We start from the raw sequence: 17,504 nt of genomic DNA, 5'->3' as shown, positions 1-17,504 counted from the left end.
CGTGGGCCATCAGCGCGCGACTTTGTATGCGCCTAATGCGCTACATTTGAACTGCGCGTTTGATTTCAACGAGGGCGGCTTCCGTCGCATTTTCTCCCGTGCAATCCACAATCCGCCGATCCTCGATGCTTCTCAGCCACGTCAGCTGACGTTTGCACAACTGGCGCGTCGCGAACACGCCCTTATCGCGCATGGTCGCGTAGTCGATTGTTCGGTCCAGATATTCCCAGACTTGCCGGTATCCCACACAGCGCATCGATGGCATGCTCGGCGTTAAGTCACCCCGCGCGCGCAGGCTTTCGACTTCTTCTATCAGACCCGCCTTCAGCATCTGGTCAAAGCGTTTTTCTATCCGGCCATGCAATACGCTTCTATCCGATGGCTCTAACGCAATAGGAACGAATTCAGGTTCGCTTTCCTGGCTCTTTTTCGGGTCTTTTAATATCGCGGATAGAGGTCTGCCGGTCAGCATGAACACTTCCAGCGCGCGCTGGATTCGCTGCGAATCGTTCGGGGCAAGTCGCGCTGCCGTTTCTGAATCAATCAGAGCCAATCGCGCATGTAAAGCCGGCCAGCCGTCTCGTGCGGCTTGTGCGTCGAGTTCGGCGCGCATTTCCGGATTCGCCTCCGGCAAATCGTTTAATCCGCGCGTCAGGGCCATGTAATACAACATCGTCCCGCCGACCAACAACGGGATTCGGCCGCGTGATTCAATTTCCGCCACCAGCTTCAAAGCATCCGTCCGGAATTGCGCCGCCGAATACGACTCGGTCGGATCGATGATATCGATCAGATGATGCGGTGCCAGTGCCAGTTCTTCCTGCGTCGGCTTAGCCGTGCCTATATCCATGCCGCGATAAACCAGCGCCGAATCCACGCTGATGATTTCCACCGGCTGGCGCTGCGCAAACGCGAGCGCCGCTGCGGTCTTTCCCGATGCCGTTGGCCCTAGCAAACAAGCAATCCGCCGCGTGCTCATTGGCCGCGCATGAAAAGTCGATCGAGATCGCCGAGCGTCAACTGGAACCACGTCGGGCGACCGTGGTTGCACTGGTCGCCGCGCTCGGTGGCTTCCATCTGGCGCAACAGGCCGTTCATCTCGTCCAGCGTCAGCCGCCGGTTTGCCCGTACCGCGTGATGGCACGCCAGCGTGCCGAGCAATTCATGCTGACGCTCGGTCAATACCCGCGAGCCGCCGTAAGCCTGTAAATCCGAAATCACCGCGCGCGCGAGCGACTGCAAATCGGCGTCTTTCAGCAGGGCAGGGACCGCACGGATCGCAATCGAGCCCGGCGACAGAATCGCCAGGTCGAATCCCAACGCGTCCAGCACTTCGCGTTCTTCCTCGACCACGCCCATTTCCACGGCATCGACGGTCATCGTCACAGGAATCAGCAGCGGCTGCACCGCGATCGCCCGGTCAGCCAGCGAGTTCTTGAACTGCTCGTAAAGGATCCGCTCGTGGGCCGCATGCATGTCGACGATGATCAAGCCTTGCGCGTTCTGCGCCAGCACGTAGATGCCATGAATCTGGCCCAGCGCGAAGCCAAGCGGCTGCTCGTCGGCAACGATATCCGGCGCACCGGGCATCGAGGCATAGAGCGGTGTACTGGCCTGATTTGGCGAATAGGCGTCTGTCGTGCCGACGCCAGCGGCAAGCGTCGTGCCCTCCGGCATGCCGGCGTTCACGTCGCGGCGGCCGAATAACGCGTCGTACAGCGCGAGTGGCTGCGCGACCGGCAGATTGCCCTGAGTCATCCGCGATTGCCGCAGCCAGTTCGTGCTGTTGTCGGTCTTCTGTCCCGGCCCGGGCATGGAATCGCTGCCCTGCGCGCCGAAGCCCGCACCCGCGTAAGGCCGCGCGCTGAACGAAGCGACTCCCGTTGGCTGGAGCTGCGCCGCGTGCCCACCGGCCGTCGTTTCCGGCGAAGCCCCCGCGTTACGCGCCAGCGCACGCTGCACGGCATGGAACACGTACTGATGAATCGAGCGCGAATCGCGGAAACGCACTTCGATCTTCGACGGGTGCACGTTCACATCGACGGATTCAGGCGGCAGATCGAGGAACAGCACATACGCCGGATAGCGGTTGCCGTGCAACACGTCCTCGTACGCGGCGCGCACGGCGTGCGTCAGCAGCTTGTCGCGCACGAACCGGCCGTTGACGAAGAAGTACTGCTGGTCGGCGCGGCCGCGGCTCGCCGTCGGCAGACCGGCGCAGCCGTACACGGCCAGCGGCCCGGCGCGTTCGTCGAGCGGCAGATGCGCGGTGGCGAATACATCGCCGAGAATTTTCGCCACGCGAGTGGACGGGTCCGACGCGTTCCAGTGCTCGACCGCTTTACCGTTATGAATCACCGATATAGCAATGTCCGGCCGTGCCAGCGCCATGCGCCGGATCACTTCCAGGCAATGCCCGAGTTCGGTCTGCTCGCTTTTCAGGAATTTACGGCGCGCGGGCGTGTTGAAATACAGCTCGCGCACTTCCATGGTCGTGCCGATAGTCCCGGCCGCTGGCGAGATCGCTCCGGTCTGGGCGTCGATCCGGGTTGCATGCGCGCACGCCGCCGTGCGGCTGGTGATAAAAAGCTCTGCCACCGATGCAATCGATGCCAGCGCTTCACCGCGAAACCCCAGCGACGCCACAGCTTCCAGCTCGGCAAGCGAGCGGATCTTGCTGGTGGCGTGGCGCAACAACGCCAACGGAAGCTCGGCCGGAGGGATGCCGCAGCCATCGTCGACGATCATGATCCGCTTCACGCCGCCTTCGTCGAGCGTGATCCGCAAGCTCGACGCGCCGGCGTCCACCGCATTTTCGAGCAGTTCCTTCACCACCGACGCCGGCCTTTCGACCACCTCGCCCGCCGCGATCTGGCTGATCAGCTGGTCGGGCAACTGCTGAATGGCGCGCGGCAAGCGCCCGGCGGGGGCGGAGGAGTTGGAAACGGTGTCGGATGAATCGATGAGATCGGGCATGCCGAAATTATAAAGCTTCGCGCCCGTGAACGATTTCACCGCCGTTCGGTCTCCCACTACGCGTTTGCCAGTTACCGAACGGCCTGCTGTTCTACGCGTTCCGGAGCGCGTTCTGGAGCGGCGCAAACGGGCCAATTAGCACTAAAACCCGGCAATGAACCTGCGCTTCGCGAATTTTCCGGCGTCGAGTTCGGTATCATGGCGCGACTGTTTTTATCGCAACGTTTTTGCAACGATATGCCCGTGCATGCACGCTGCTGTTCCTGATTTTCCGCTAATTCCGTCCTGATCGAGGCCCCCTTTTGGATACGCTGCTGTCATTCCTGAGTCTTATTCTCCACATCGACAAATCGCTCGGTTTTTTCATCCAGCATTACGGCGGCTGGGTGTACGCGGTGCTGTTCCTGATCGTTTTCTGTGAAACGGGGCTCGTGGTGTTTCCGTTCCTGCCGGGCGACTCGCTGCTGTTCATTGGTGGCGCGTTCGCCGCGAGCGGATCGATGGATCTTGGTGCGCTGATTGTCCTGCTGCTGATCGCGGCCATCCTCGGGAACACGGTGAATTACTGGATTGGCCGCGCGATCGGCCCCAAGGTATTCGATACCCACATTCCCGTGCTCGAACGTTTCCTCGATCGCGAAGCGCTCCGCAAGACGCAAGGTTTCTACGAACGGCACGGCGGCAAAACCATCGTGCTCGCGCGCTTCGTGCCGATCGTGCGGACGTTCGCGCCCTTTGTGGCAGGCGCATCGGCGATGAAAGCCTCGCGTTTTCAATTGTTCAACATACTCGGCGCATTGATCTGGGTATTGCTGCTTGTGCTGCTCGGCTATTTTTTCGGCAATATCCCGTTTATTCGCCAGTATCTGAACGTGATCGCGCTGGTCGGCGTGTGCGCGGCAATCGTGCCGATCGCGCTGGGCGCATTGTGGAAAGTCATGCGGCGTAAAGCGAGCAATTGAGCCAGATTGATTGAGTCAGGTTGATTGAGCCGAAAGCGCTTTCGAAGTCGCCGGGCCGGCACTTTGAAAGCGCGGCTATCACGGGCACGGTGCTGGGCCCGCTGGCGTCTTCGCCGCCAAAACGTAAAAGGTTAGAATGCCGAATTGTCGGCTCGGTGTTTCGAATATCGAGATGAACGATTCCGGCGTTTCGTGAACAAACGTTAAATGTTTTATGCTGGCGAAGGTTGGCGAGGTCTTATAGCTGATGTTGGAACGAACAAGAAGTGAAGCGGGAGCGGCGTGTAACTGGCGTCGTCTCAGGCTGGCGGTGGCGGTGCTGGGTGTAACGGCGCTGCTTGCCGGCTGCGGGATTTTTGGTTGCGGCGGCAGTGCAACGAACGGCGGTGCTTTCGGCGGATGTGGCGCCGGCATGCGGTTCTGAGCGCTTGCGCGCAGCCCGGAAATATCGATAACAGGAAGTCAGGGAAAACGGCAAGCATGGCGGTATCGCGTTCAGGTAATACAGGATGGGCCGTCAACGGCCGCGGGGGAGTGCTCGGCGCGCTCGTTTCTATCGGTGTGGCTGTCTCTATCGCCGGTTGCTCGACGGCGTTGACGCCTGCGCCTATCGTCGACCAGTCGACGGGCGGCACCAGCCCGCCAGCGACCATTCCCACTACGCCGCCGGGCACTGGGCCCGTCGCCGGGCCGGCCGCCAGCGCGCCGGTGCAGGCGAATGCCGGGCCGGGGTTTTATCGCGTGAAGCCGGGCGATACGCTCTATGGCATCGCCCGCGCGCAAAAGCAGCGCCCGTCCGATCTCATCAAGTGGAACAACCTGCCCGACAGCAAACAGGTCAACATCGACCAGTTGTTGCGCGTGGCGCCGCCAGGCAGCACCGGCACGGCCGCCAACGGCGACGACTGGAGCAAACAGGCTTCGTCGGCGGCGGGATCGAAGGCCGGTCCGCCGATCATTGGCGCACCGGCAGCAACGGCGAGCAATAACAGCGCAGCGCCTGATACCAGCACGCCTCAGATCAGTGCGAAGGGCGCGTGGCTCACGTGGCCGGCACAAGGCGACGTGATCACGAAGTTCGGCGAAGGTGGCAGCAAGGGCATTGATATTGGCGGCAAGCTCGGCGAACCGGTGAAAGCCGCGGCGGCGGGCAGGGTCGTCTACGCTGGCAGCGGTTTGCGCGCTTACGGCCAGATGATCATCGTCAAGCACAGCAACGACTTCCTGACCGCGTACGCGCACAACAGCAAGCTGCTGGTGAAGGAAGGCGATACGGTCCGCCAGGGCGCGACTATCGCGGAAATGGGGACTGGGCCGAGCAACAAGCCGTTGCTTCACTTCGAGTTGCGCAAGTCGGGGCAAGCAGTGGATCCGGTGCCGTCACTGAAGAAGGCCGGATGATGAACACGGTGCACAGCGCGCATGAGACAGGAGCCTGGCTGATATGAAAAGACTTCTGCTCGCTGCCACGTGCGTGTCTGCTGTGCTGCTTGCCGGCTGCAACGACCAGCAAAACGCGGATGCCATGAACAAGCTCAAAGCGTTTTTCAACGCCGTCAAACCCGACACTTTGCTGCTAAAAGACCTGACGCCGGGCGTGACGACCGAGGCGCAGATTCGCGACCAGATGGGCGAACCGGAAACGGTACGCACCTACACCGACGGCTCGAAGCGCCTCGAATATCCGCGCGGACCGGCGGGCACGAATACTTATTTCGTCGATATCGATGCAAACGGCAAGTTCGTCTCCGTCACGCAAGTGCTGACTGCGGAGAACATAGCCAAGGTACGGCCGGGCATGACGCAGGACGAAGTGCGGCGATTGCTGGGCAAGCCGACGACCATCGCCGAATATCCGCTGAAGAAAGAGCGCGTGTGGAGCTGGCATTGGGAGGAGGGCGGCGTGACGCGCGACGCCATGTTCAACGCGCATTTCGGCCCCGATGGCATGGTAACGACCACGTCGCGATCTGAAGCATTAGGCGGCGGCAAGCACTGAGTTGCGCGGCGGGGCGTTTCAATACGGGCACCCATATTAATGAATCGTCAAAAATCAAAACACGTGCTTGAGCACGAGGCGCTCATGGCGCTGGCGGCGCGTCATCGCGCGGACCGGGCGTTGGCGTTCGAAGCGCTTGAAACGGCCGACGCGGGCTGGCAATGCGGACGCGGGCACGCATGGGACGACGGCTTGAGCGCCGCGCAGAACGTGCGCTGCATGAACTGTGCAACGCAACGCCGCGAGCAGCACACCGAGCGGCTGAAGGCCCTCGCTGTGGAACGGGGCGGGCGGTTGTTATCGGCGAGTTACATCGATGCCACCACGCCGTTGCGATGGGAATGCGCGTTCGGGCATATATGGGACGCGCAAGCGGACGTTGCCACGCGGCGCTGGTGTGGGGAGTGCATGCGTAGAGGCGTGTACGACGTCGCGACACCGTATCGCACGGAAGAAGCGATTGCACCCGATTGCCGCTGATCGGTGGTCTGACGCTTAATGAGTGTAAGTCGACGAAGCCTCGACTAGACCCACTCGCAAATTATTTTCGACTTATCCGGAATAGACGGGAAAAAAATGGGTTCGCCCTAGTACCAACCCGTTAAACACTCTGGAGTCGAAAATGAAAAAGATTGCCCTGTTCGTCATGTCCGCTGCTGTTCTCGCATCGTCAAGCGCATTTGCCCAGGCTCAAGGCCTGACCCGCGCCGAAGTCCGCCAACAACTCGTTGAAGCGCAGCAAGATGGTTCACAACTCGTCAGTAACGCGTCGTATCCCGATGTGGCTCGCATCTATACAAACCAGGTCGCACAAGCCAAGCAGGGCACATCGGCCTATGGCGGCGTGACAGCCGGTTCGAGCGCCAGCGCGTCGCGCTTTGTGAATGTTGGCAGCCCGACTCATGCAGCCTGTGTCGGGCCCTACAGCTTCTGCAACATCTATGCGGGTTCTTGATGGCTGCACGGACGACTCGTTCATGGTTAGTTTGAGTCACCGGTCGTCCTTTCGTGATTGCACGGGCTTAAGCGATTAGCGTTAGCCGCTTGCACGAATTATCGTAGCAGGATCAGTTGAGGCACGGTGTCTGGCCCGCACCATACGATCGCATTTTGCCCGTGTTGCGCACCCAGTTGTTTTGCATCACTAAGTGTCATTCCAAGAACCAGGAAGCTCGGCTCACCCGGCCATGTCCCCACCGGATGTTCTCCCATCCCTTCGATGCGGCGCAGGCCCATGCGGTCAAGTTGCTCTGCAAGCGAGGCTTGCCGGATCGCGTTGGCCGTTGCATTGATCAATGTGCTAAACGGATTCGCTGCAGTGAGAAACGCACTGCAGTCGACGCCAAAGGCCCGATGAAGTTTGACGAGACCGGAATTGGCGTGACCTATGCGCAGCGTTGCAGGGGCATCGCCCAGGACGCGATAATGCGTTTCCTCGTAAGCCCGGAGCGTGTCCGGGTCAATAGCCGAATTGAACCGCAAAGCAATCTCCTTGCGCCAGGGGGAAAGCCGGCTGCATTCTGTAGAAATCGTATCAGACCGGATCCTACGCCGTTGCGTGAGAGTTTTCCGCGCCATGCGTTCGATAAAAACGCCAGACATACCAGAGTTCCAGCCTCCATTGTGCGCGCTGCCGAACACACGGTACCGGTGCGATAAAGACCGTTATGTTAGCTACCTCTCGTTCAGCGTGAATGTCCTGAGTCGCGGCGTTCACGCGTCGTCCGACACCTGTACGATGCTTTCTTCAGCATATAAAGCGCTCGCGCAGGCGCCGCTATCGAGGGAAGTATGGACTCACCAATCCCGGTGAAAGAGGCCGTGAAGAGCATGCCGACCAGCGTGCATGTTCATCTTTACTATGGCGTTGATCCAAGCCGGTACCGCAAGGACGAGAACGTTGGATGCCTGTATGGTTATCACTACGCCGAGTCGGATTCAATGTCGCTTTCGTATTCGCAAGATCACCCTGAAGGACGCGTTCTCCGCACTATTCGACGCGGCTTGAAAGCGCTTCTTGGCTGCGATCTTATCCATACGTTTCGCAACCGCGCTGCGCTGCTTGAAGCGGATGTGATCTGGACGCATACGGAGCGCGAGTATCTATCGGCTGCGTTGTTGCTGATGCTCAAGCGTGGTCCGAATAAACCACTTTTGCTTGCGCAAAGTGTGTGGCTGCTCGACATCTGGGAATCGCTTAGCGTATTCAAACGCGTCATCTTCAAGAGGCTGCTTAGTCGCGCAAACCTGCTGACGACGCACACTCACGACAACGCCGCGCTAGTGAAAAAATTCTGGAACCGCGAAGCAACGGTGGTGCTCTACGGCATCAGCACCGACGATTTCCCTTTGCAGCCGGTATCTGATTGGCGCCCTCACGAACCGTTGCGCGTGGCTGCCATTGGTAACGATCGTGATCGCGATTGGCAGACCTTCATGGCTGCATTTGAAAACGATAAGCGCTTTAGCGCACGGCTGGCGACGCAGCGCAAAGTCACGCGTCCCGATCGGGCGGATAACATTGTGGTCGCGCCGGTGTCGGGGTTAGCGGAGCAACGTGCACTCTACGATTGGGCCGATGTCATCGTCGTTCCGCTTCATCCCAACCACCATGCGTCGGGCATTACGGTGTTGCTCGAAGCGGTGATGGCCGGCAAGGCGGCGGTGGCAACGGGCATAGGCGGTCTGTCCGACTATTTCTCCGATGACGCCGTCTCATACGTACCCGTCCATGATGCACAAAGCCTGCGCGAGACAGTTGCCGCATTAGGCGCTGACCCCGAAGGCACGACGAAGCGAATTCGTCGAGCGCAGCAGGAGTTGGTATCGAAGGATCTGACCACGCGCGGCTTCGCCCGGCAGCACGTCATGCTGACACACCAGATGTTGAGGGACGCAGAGTCGGTCGAACGAGTCGAGCCACTTGTGCGCGCTTAGCGTGACAGCGGGGCTGTGCATTATTGGAACGCATGCGTAGCCGGTTCAGTGCCACATACGGAAACAGGTTGCTTGTCTCACGACATGCAACCTGCTTTTTATTGGGCCGTTGCATCGGGCAAATGAGCTAAGCCCATCAGGATGCGTGAAATCCGAAGCCCGCGCATTGTGCGGAAATTGGCAACGTGACGTTTCCTTTTCGAGCTTGAAGAATTCCGCTATAGCGTCGATATTTAGTGCCAACCGCCGAGCGCTCGACTAACCCGCGGCAACACACAAATACCCTGTGGAGTTCAGGTTGGCCAAGACAACTCGCGCGACCTGCTGCATCGAAAGCTATGTGGCGGAGCTATTCCCGGATGTGTGGTCCGTTGAAGCCACGGAATTTATCGCAGTGCTGGATCGCGAATTTGCGCAGCCGCGCCAGCACATTCTCCATTACCGCAAAGAGTGTTCGGGCCATCGCCTGGAGGGCGGTAACTTTGAATTCCTGTCGAGCACAGCCGGCATCCGCAATGATCAAAATTGGCGTGTTCCTGCACCCCCTAAAGATCTGATCGACAGGCGCGTGGAGATCGCCGGTCCGGCGGAGAACCGGAAGATTGTCATCAATGCGCTCAATGCTCATGCCCAAGTATGGGTGGCCGACCTGGAAGATGCGATGTCGCCCACCTGGCACAACGCCATGGCGAGTCAGCGAAACCTGAAAGAAGCGGTCATGGGCGATATTGCCTATCTTGATCCTCGGGGCAAGCACTACAGGCTCGAAGGCGGCACGACGGCGATCGTCGTCAGGCCGCGGGGCTGGCATTTGCCCGAGCAGCATGTGGTGGTCGATGGACAATCCGCATCAGCTAGTCTGGTTGATTTCGGCCTGTACTTCTTTCATTGCGCGCGCAGACAACTGGAGCGCGGCAGCGGGCCTTATTTCTACTTGCCGAAGCTTGAGAACCACCTTGAAGCGAAGCTGTGGAACGATGTATTCGAATTTGCGCAGGACTGGATCGGCATTCCCCGTGGCAGCATCCGCGCTACCGTGCTGATCGAGCACATTGGCGCTGCGTACGAAATGGACGAGATCCTGCATGCTCTTGGCCCTCACGCTGCGGGGCTCACTGCCGGACGCTGGGATTATCTGTTCAGTATTGCGAAGGAATTTAGAAATAGACCGGATTTTGTCTTGCCCGACCGGGCGGAATTGACGATGGGACTGCCGTTCATGCGCGCGTATTCCGAGCTTCTGGTTCGCACGTGTCATCGACGCGGCACGCATGCCCTGGGCGGTGTCGCCACGCAGATTCCGGATCGACACGATCCAGAGGCGCAACGCCGCGCGGTGGAGGTCGTGCGCCGCGATAAGGAGCGCGAGGCGGTTGAGGGCTTCGACGGCACCTGGGTAGTTCACCCGGACCTGGTTCCGGTCTGTCACGCCGCATTCGAGCGCGTCCTGTCCGGGCGGCCGTATCAAATCGACCGCTCGCTCGGCAAGGTGGAGACAACGGCCGCGGATTTGATGGCGGCCGATCGCCTTGATGGTTCGGTCACCGAGCACGGTTTGCGATCCAACATCGCGGTATCGATCCGATATCTGGAGGCGTGGTTGCGTGGTCATGGATCGGTCAGGCTATTCGGTCTCATGGAAGGTGCCGCGACCGTTGAGATCGCGCGGTCGCAGGTTTGGCAATGGCTGCGCCATGGCACGCGTCTGCGTGATGGGCGTCAGGTGACGAGAGAACTGGTTCGTGCAATGGTCACCGAGGAGATCGATCGGTATCGCATCGAATCGACCGAATCGCTCGCCGAGGAGGATATTGAACAGGCCAGGGCTTTGTTCGAGGAAGTCGCCATGAAAGAGGACTTCCCCGAGTTCATGACGCTGCCCGGGTACGCCCGATTGAACCGGTCATCCGAGCGTGGCACGGACGCGGCCGGGCATGGATGGCGCGCGGCATCAGCATCAGCATCAGCGCGGGAAAGCACCTTGGCGCTTACATGCAGCAGCGGCATGTTCACGCATTTGCAACTCAAGCCGCGCGTTGCGTTTTCCTTCGGCTTCATGGGTTGGTCGGCGTGGCTGATCGAGCATGCCGTCTCGCATGCGGTGCTGATCCGCGACCATGCCACCGGATTCGTTCCCATCGGGCTCGAGATTGAGTATCTGCAGCCATCGACATTCTTCGATTGCGAATCGCTCAGCGTGACTACGCGGGTCAGGACCTGGAACCCGAAACGATTCCACAGCCTGCAGGACGTCGAGGTGCTGCTTGCGAATGAACAGGGTGATCCGGTCGTTCGCATAGGGTTGCAAGAGGTGTGCGTCCGAATTGAATCGACACAAACACTCGCAGCAGCGCCGGGACGCGTGCCCGACCATTTGGCGAAGTTGTTGCTCGACCATCCCGACGATATCGACGAGCGGCCCGTGCTGCTTAATCGCGGCGCCGCGCGAGTGCCGGCCAACGCCCAGGCCATTGCTGAACACCGGCACGAATTCGTGGTTCATCGCCATGCCTGCGAAGTAGCCGACCAATGGTATTCCGAGCACGTGTGCGATTTCATCGGCGATAGTCGCGAGGCCATGGTGCTCCTGCTCGTGGATGAACATCCGGAACTGCTCGCGGGTCTGGCCCAGCGTATAGAGCGCCTGAGCATCGGTTTGCGAAGGCCCTTCATGCTCTTCGACCGAGGCGAGATCCTGGCCACGGCTTATCGCGTGGGCGCCCACATTCATTTCGTCCATCGGTTGCTTACTGCATCCGGGGTTGATGCCGGCGACGCGGTCGAGGTGTTCCTGTCGGCGTGACATTCAAGCTAAAAAGGGGGTGGCCATGACGTTCCTGTTCTCCGGGTCTTTGCTCAGGTACGTGGGCTATCGGCGTCAGATTGTTTACGAACAAAACACGCTTGACGCGGCGCTGCGAGCCCTATTTACCGAATTTCCAGAATTGAAAGGATTACTGATGAATGATGACATGACGCTGAAGCGCACCATGCGTCTGGCGATCAACAGTGAAGTGGTTCGCAGCGATCTGACCCGGACGCTTGCATCGGGCGATCTGGTCGAGATCATGACCGCCATCTCCGGCGGTTGAGCAGTCTGCCGCAGCGACGGCCAACGAAAGGAGAACGTGCAATGTCCCTCGACACCAGACTACGGTCGGTATTCAATACGGTGCTGGAACTAGACAAGACGCTGCCTGATTCGGCGCTGCGTTATCAGGAGACGCCGGGCTGGGATTCGCTCGGCGCGGTGTTGCTGATCTCATCTATTGAAGATGAATTCAAGGTTGAGATCGACACCGAGCGGGCGTTGAAGATGGACACCTTCAACGGCGCTTCGCAGTTGCTCCGTGAGCTTGGGGTGCGAGAGTGAGCCGGCAATCGTCATGACCGGTTCACGGATAAGCCAGAGCGAGCGGGAGACCGCGCTGCTACCGCAGATGGTCGAGCTGATCGAGCATCATCGGCGCGCTTGTCCCGCATACGCCCGTGTGCTCGATGCAATTGGTCATGCGCCAGGTCGCCGCTATGCGCAAACTCACGAACTCCCGTGGCTGCCGGTGCGTCTGTTCAAAGAGCACTCGCTGATCAGCACCGGCCGCGAACAGGTCGCCGTGCTGACGTCGTCCGGTACGACGAGCACGAACGTCAGCCGGATTGCGCTGGACCGGGACGCTGCCGAACGCCAGCGTCATCTGCTCACCGCGACGCTGGCAACGGTGACGGGCTCGCGACGTCTGCCGTTGCCCATTATCGATTCGCCGTCGGCGGTACGTGGGGAACGCTCCTCGATCCGTGGTGCCACCGTACTGGGCGTGATGAATGTCGGTCGCGACCACGTCTTCGCGCTGGATGATGAGCAAGGTATCGATGCCACCGCCGTCGCGAATTTCCTGCAACGCCACGCTCACGCGACGTTCCTGATCTTCGGCTTCACGTCCCTGGTCTGGACACGGTTCCACGCATTCGCGCGATCGCGCGGATTCGACTTGGCCCACGCCATCCTGCTGCACACGGGCGGGTGGAAAAAACTCGCCGATCAAGCCGTATCGCCGCAGGAATTTCGCGCTGCTTTTCTCGCGGCGACTGGCCTTCGCCGATGCCACAACTTCTACGGGATGGTCGAGCAGGGCGGCACGATTCATATCGAATCCGCATCCGGCGATGGTCTGTATTGCCCCGATTTCGCCGATGTCATCATTCGCGATCCGCAGACCTGGGAGGAAGCTCCTGTGGGCACGGAAGGCGTTATCGAAGTGTTGAGCGCCGTGCCGCGCGCGCATCCGGGCCACGTGTTGCTGACCGAGGACAGGGGGGTAGTGCATGGCATCGACGACGGCGAATGGCCGGGGAAACGCTTCTCCGTGCTCGGCCGGCTCGCACGCGCCGAACCTCGGGGATGCGCGGACACGTTGCCCGAAAGCGCCTACGGAGCACGGCCATGAACGGCTTGCTCGAAGGCCGCCGTCTGCTTATCACCGGCGTGATCAACCATGCGTCGATCGCATTCGCGGTTGCAAAGCTGGCGCAGGAGCAGGGCGCGGACATTGTGCTTACCGGCTACGGCCGGCTGCATATGGTCGAGGACGCCGCGAGGCGATTGCCGAAACCGCCGCCGGTTATCGAACTCGATGTCACCCAAAGTGAGCAACTTGCAACGCTTGCCGAGCGCGTGCGGGCTCACTTGCCGCGGCTGGACGGTGTATTGCACTCGATCGCATTTGCGCCGCGTGGGGCTATCGGCGGGGATTTCCTGGCTACGCCGTGGGCCGATGTATCGACGACCTTGCAGGTATCGACCTATTCCCTGCAGGCGCTCGCCGTCGCCGTGCTGCCGTTGATGGACGCAGGCAGCTCGATTGTGGGCCTGGATTTCGATGCCTCGGTGACATGGCCCGGCTACGACTGGATGGGCGTGGCCAAAGCCGCGCTGGAGTCGAGCGCGCGTTACCTTGCGCGCGATCTGGGCCCGCGCGGGATACGCGTCAATCTGGTCGCTGCCGGCCCCTTGCGTACCGCCGCCTCTCACGGCGAGCCGAGTTTCGGCGATATCGCCGAAACTTGGAAAACCCGCGCGCCGCTCGGCTGGAATCACGCCGACGCCAACGGTGTCGCACGCACGTGCGTGGCTTTGCTGTCGGACTGGTTTCCTGTCACCACCGGCGAAATTGTGCACGCCGATGGCGGTTTTCACACGGTAGGCGTCTGACATTGCGCGCTTCGGGGGGTATCGATGAATACGGCAGATAGTTTCAGCAATCGTATTGCCGTGGTGATCGGCGGCACGCGCGGCATCGGACAGGCGAGTGCGCGATTGCTGGCCGCAGCAGGAGCGACCGTGATATTGACTGGCACGGATCAAGCGAAAGCCGAACGCGAGGCACAGCAGCTGGCCGCCGAATACGGCGTTAGCGCGACTGGCCGGGCGCTTGATCTGAGCGACTACGCGTCCATTGGCGCGACCATCAAGTCGATTGCTGCCGAGCATGGCGCTATCGACGCGCTGGTGCTCAGCGGAGGTGTGATGCAGAGCACGCCGCTCGGGATGACTACAGAGCCGCTCGCGCGTCATCTGCTCGACGTCAATCTGCTGGGTGCTATCGAAGTGCTGCAGGTCACGGCGAAGGTGATGATGCGGCGGCGTCGCGGCGCCATTGTCTTGCTTGCGTCCATAGCCGGCGAGCGTGGCGCGCCGGGCCAGGCGGTCTACGCGGCGACCAAGGCCGGCATCGCGGCACTGGCGCGCTCGGCGGCGAAGGAACTGGGGCCGCTGGGCATTCGGGTGAACGCGGTGGCGCCGGGTTTGATCGATACCGATCTGCTGGCGAATCTCCCCACCGATGTCATCGCCGCACGTCGCGCTCAGACCGCGTTGCGCAGGCTTGGCGCAGCGACTGAAGTGGCAACGACAATCCGCTTCCTCCTCAGCGACGAAGCGTCCTTTATCACCGGACAAGTGCTGGGTGTCGACGGAGGCCTGACCTTATGAACACATTTGGCGCCAATGCTTGCCTGATCGATGCGGCTCGTGGTCTGAGCTTGAGGGGTAGTGAGCTTGCAGCACGGGTCTGCGCGATGGAAAGCGAATTGCACGCGATGCCGGCCGGGTTGCTCCTGCTGAGCGCGCCATGGACCGTCGATACCGTGTGTCGATATCTCGCCGCGTTTCGCCAGGGCCGGGCGCTTGCGCTGCTTGATCCGGGAATCGAGTCGAACACGCTGATGGAACTGATCGCGCGATTCGATCCGGCGGGTCTGTGGCAGCCTGGGATCGAAGCGCCTGCGCCTGCGGGGTATCGGCGAGTCGATCACGGCTGGATCAGGCAGACGGACGCGGCTCTCGTCCATCCCGATCTGGCGTTGCTGCTGACCACCTCCGGCTCGACCGGCGCGGCGCGCATGGTGCGCCTTTCGCGCGAGGGCGTGCTCGCCAACGCCGCTGCGATCGTGCGTGCGCTTGAAATCACCGATGCTGAAATCGCGCCGACCAGCTTGCCGTTTTATCTGGGCTACGGCTTGTCGGTGCTGAACAGCCACCTGATGGCTGGCGCGACCGTTGTGGTGAATGCGCATCCGGTGATCGGCTCGGAGTTCTGGGCGTGTGTCGATACCTATGGCGTGACCTCCTTCGCTGCGGTGTCGCATACGTACGAACTGCTCGCGCGCTTGCGATGGACGCCATCGGCGCATGCCAGCCTGCGTACAATGACTCAATCCGGCAGCCGTATGCGGCCTGAGCTGATCGCCCAGCTAGCTGATGACATTGGTCGCGCAGGAGGCCGCTTTTACCTCACGTATGGGCAAACCGAAGCTACGGCCCGGATGGCGGTGGTGCCGGCGCACCGGATTGCCGAGAAATGCGCTTCGGTCGGCTTGGCCGTGCCAGGTGGTGGGTTGTCCATTCGTGTTGAGTCCGGGGAGGAGACGTTGCAACCCGACGTCCCTGGCGAAGTCATCTTCCGCGGTCCGAGCGTCATGATGGGTTACGCCGATATCGCAGCCGACCTCGCCCGCGGCGACGATCATGGCGGCGTGCTGCATACAGGCGACATTGGCCGCTTCGACGAGGAGGGTTATCTCTATCTCGAAGGCCGTCTCAAGCGGATTGCCAAGCTGTTCGGACAACGTATCAATCTTGATGCCGTCGAACGACTGGCTGCGGAAGCGGGGGCCGAAGGTGCGGCGGTCGCCATCTCGCGCAACGACGAAGCGATCGTGTTGTGGTGCGAAGGCGAAGCCGAGCCGGCGCGGTTGGAACGTATCTCGCGGAGCGTCGCCGAACGATTGGGCGTGAACCGGCATGGCGTTCTAGCACGCGCCATTGAAAAATTGCCGCTGCTGCGTAACGGCAAGATTGATTACCGGTCGCTGATTCGTGCTGCTATTGAAGAGAAGGCGCCGACATGATCCGGCCGCTGTTTCCTCTCGGTCCTTTGCTTGAGGCATCGGCGTTGCTTGAGTCGATGCATGAGCCGATGTCCGGCCCGGCCTTGCAAGTCGGCGATGCACGCATGCTCGATTTCCTCGATGACGTAGGCCAGCGCCTGCGTGCGCCAGCGCTTGCCCGACGCCATCCGGAATTGGGGCCACTCGGTGTGTACCTTCGTCGCGGCCATCTGGCTTCGGAACTGGCTCGGCTCAATACCGGCGATCGCACGCTGCGTTTTCCGCAGGGACTCGTTTTTCACATCGCTCCGGGCAACGCCGATACGGTGTTCGTCTACTCCTGGGCATTGTCCGCGCTGGCCGGAAACTGCAACGTGGTGCGGGTATCGGATCGTGGCGGAGAGGCCACCGAGGCCGTGCTCACCGTGTTGGCCGAGAGCCTGGAGACGGCAGATGCCGTGATCGCGCGGACGCAGCGGATCGTGAGCTACGACCATCGTGACGAGGCAGCAACATCCGAATTGTCAGCCGTTTGCGACTTGCGTGTGTTGTGGGGCGGCGATCGAGCCATCGACGATATTCGTCGCTCACCACTGCGGCCATCGGCGCGGGATGTCACCTTTCCCAACCGGTCTTCTTTCGCTGCGATCTGCGCTAAGGCCTTTCTCTCGGCCGACAAACCTGAGCGCAAGCGGGCGGTCGACGCTTTTCATTCGGATGCCTACCTATTCGGTCAAGCTGCGTGCGCGTCGCCTGGAACGATTTTCTGGATTGGGACGGCTGAGGATGTGGCGGACGCGCAAGTCGCGTTCGCGGCGTTGCTGACCCAAACGGTCGAGGTCCGGGGACCGCGCGCGGACGCAGCGATGGCGATCCAGAAGCATGTTGCGACCTACGGTCTGGCTGCGGAAGGGATAGCCGATGATGTGCGCTTTATCGGCAACGAGATCGCTCTGGTGCAGCTCGCGACGCCGGTTCGGCTACCGCGTCGCTGGCTCGGAACCGGTACGTTTCCTCATCTGCGGCTGGACTCGCTCGACGAGCTTTTGCCCCTGTTGCGACGCCAGGATCAGACGTTGACGTATTTCGGGTTCACGGCCGACGAGATGATGTCGTTCGCCCGGCAACTCGGCGGGCGAGGCATCGATCGCATTGTGCCTATGGGGCGTGCGCTCGAATTTTCCACGGTCTGGGACGGCTACGACCTCTTGCGGGAGTTCACCCGACTCGTCACTGTGGGCTGA

At 61.0% G+C, this 17,504-nt stretch carries 17 protein-coding genes; 14 read left to right on the top strand and 3 right to left on the bottom strand.

Annotated features, from left to right (window positions below; all coding sequences use genetic code 11):
• Positions 1-40 precede the first annotated feature (40 nt).
• Together miaA and mutL are read right to left on the bottom strand one after the other, a co-directional pair.
• Positions 41-979, bottom strand: a complete 939-nt coding sequence (gene miaA / locus SBC1_RS14775; RefSeq protein ID WP_165988339.1) for a tRNA (adenosine(37)-N6)-dimethylallyltransferase MiaA — start codon at positions 977-979, stop codon at positions 41-43.
• On the bottom strand, positions 976-2,976 hold the full coding sequence (mutL, locus tag SBC1_RS14770) for a DNA mismatch repair endonuclease MutL (protein WP_165093397.1): 2,001 nt from the start codon (positions 2,974-2,976) through the stop codon (positions 976-978). Before mutL ends, miaA begins: the two co-directional genes overlap by 4 nt.
• Before the next feature lie 302 nt (positions 2,977-3,278).
• Between mutL and SBC1_RS14765 the strand changes: the two genes are divergently transcribed.
• The 5 genes from SBC1_RS14765 to SBC1_RS14745 all read left to right on the top strand — a co-directional run bounded on the left by SBC1_RS14765 (position 3,279) and on the right by SBC1_RS14745 (position 6,892).
• Entirely contained in the window at positions 3,279-3,938 is a 660-nt protein-coding gene (locus SBC1_RS14765) for a VTT domain-containing protein (RefSeq protein WP_165092527.1), read from the top strand.
• A gap of 480 nt (positions 3,939-4,418) precedes the next feature.
• The gene (locus SBC1_RS14760) at positions 4,419-5,339 is read left to right on the top strand and encodes a peptidoglycan DD-metalloendopeptidase family protein (RefSeq protein WP_165988338.1); all 921 of its coding nucleotides are present in this window, start codon (positions 4,419-4,421) and stop codon (positions 5,337-5,339) included.
• A 43-nt stretch (positions 5,340-5,382) separates the two neighbouring features.
• The gene (gene bamE / locus SBC1_RS14755; protein ID WP_165092525.1) at positions 5,383-5,937 is read left to right on the top strand and encodes an outer membrane protein assembly factor BamE; all 555 of its coding nucleotides are present in this window, start codon (positions 5,383-5,385) and stop codon (positions 5,935-5,937) included.
• A gap of 39 nt (positions 5,938-5,976) precedes the next feature.
• A complete protein-coding gene (locus SBC1_RS14750; protein ID WP_206365964.1) occupies positions 5,977-6,417 on the top strand; it encodes a hypothetical protein in 441 nt (146 codons plus the stop codon).
• 142 nt (positions 6,418-6,559) lie between these two features.
• A complete protein-coding gene (locus SBC1_RS14745; RefSeq protein WP_165092524.1) occupies positions 6,560-6,892 on the top strand; it encodes a DUF4148 domain-containing protein in 333 nt (110 codons plus the stop codon).
• A gap of 98 nt (positions 6,893-6,990) precedes the next feature.
• On the opposite strand, the gene SBC1_RS14740 is transcribed toward SBC1_RS14745, so the two are convergent.
• Positions 6,991-7,419, bottom strand: a complete 429-nt coding sequence (locus tag SBC1_RS14740; RefSeq protein WP_243830238.1) for a DUF3293 domain-containing protein — start codon at positions 7,417-7,419, stop codon at positions 6,991-6,993.
• A gap of 309 nt (positions 7,420-7,728) precedes the next feature.
• Here SBC1_RS14740 and SBC1_RS14735 point away from each other — a divergent pair, with 309 nt between their 5' ends.
• The 9 genes from SBC1_RS14735 (at position 7,729) to SBC1_RS14695 (ending at position 17,504) form a co-directional block, all read left to right on the top strand.
• Positions 7,729-8,874, top strand: coding sequence for a glycosyltransferase (locus tag SBC1_RS14735; protein ID WP_165988337.1), 1,146 nt, complete (start codon positions 7,729-7,731; stop codon positions 8,872-8,874).
• Between the two features lie 298 nt (positions 8,875-9,172).
• Positions 9,173-11,677, top strand: coding sequence for a malate synthase A (gene aceB, locus SBC1_RS14730; RefSeq protein WP_165988336.1), 2,505 nt, complete (start codon positions 9,173-9,175; stop codon positions 11,675-11,677).
• Between the two features lie 25 nt (positions 11,678-11,702).
• On the top strand, positions 11,703-11,966 hold the full coding sequence (locus SBC1_RS14725) for a MoaD/ThiS family protein (protein ID WP_165092521.1): 264 nt from the start codon (positions 11,703-11,705) through the stop codon (positions 11,964-11,966).
• Between the two features lie 41 nt (positions 11,967-12,007).
• Positions 12,008-12,247: an acyl carrier protein gene (locus SBC1_RS14720; RefSeq protein ID WP_165092520.1), complete on the top strand. Its 240-nt coding sequence runs from the start codon at positions 12,008-12,010 to the stop codon at positions 12,245-12,247.
• A gap of 13 nt (positions 12,248-12,260) precedes the next feature.
• Positions 12,261-13,319 (top strand): acyl-protein synthetase, encoded by a 1,059-nt coding sequence (locus SBC1_RS14715; protein WP_165988335.1) that lies wholly within the window; start codon positions 12,261-12,263, stop codon positions 13,317-13,319.
• Complete coding sequence (gene fabI / locus SBC1_RS14710) at positions 13,316-14,083, top strand: enoyl-ACP reductase FabI (RefSeq protein ID WP_165988334.1); 768 nt, start codon at positions 13,316-13,318, stop codon at positions 14,081-14,083. Before SBC1_RS14715 ends, fabI begins: the two co-directional genes overlap by 4 nt.
• A 24-nt stretch (positions 14,084-14,107) precedes the next feature.
• A complete protein-coding gene (locus SBC1_RS14705) occupies positions 14,108-14,863 on the top strand; it encodes an SDR family NAD(P)-dependent oxidoreductase (protein WP_165988333.1) in 756 nt (251 codons plus the stop codon).
• Positions 14,860-16,281, top strand: a complete 1,422-nt coding sequence (locus tag SBC1_RS14700; RefSeq protein ID WP_165988332.1) for an AMP-binding protein — start codon at positions 14,860-14,862, stop codon at positions 16,279-16,281. The genes SBC1_RS14705 and SBC1_RS14700 overlap by 4 nt, the downstream gene beginning before the upstream one ends.
• Positions 16,278-17,504, top strand: a complete 1,227-nt coding sequence (locus SBC1_RS14695) for an acyl-CoA reductase (RefSeq protein WP_165988331.1) — start codon at positions 16,278-16,280, stop codon at positions 17,502-17,504. The genes SBC1_RS14700 and SBC1_RS14695 overlap by 4 nt, the downstream gene beginning before the upstream one ends.

Origin of the sequence: Caballeronia sp. SBC1, assembly GCF_011493005.1 — a bacterium.
Lineage (GTDB): Bacteria > Pseudomonadota > Gammaproteobacteria > Burkholderiales > Burkholderiaceae > Caballeronia.
The sequence above is the reverse complement of the archived record's forward strand: the minus strand, read 5'-3'. Positions and strand labels throughout refer to the sequence as shown.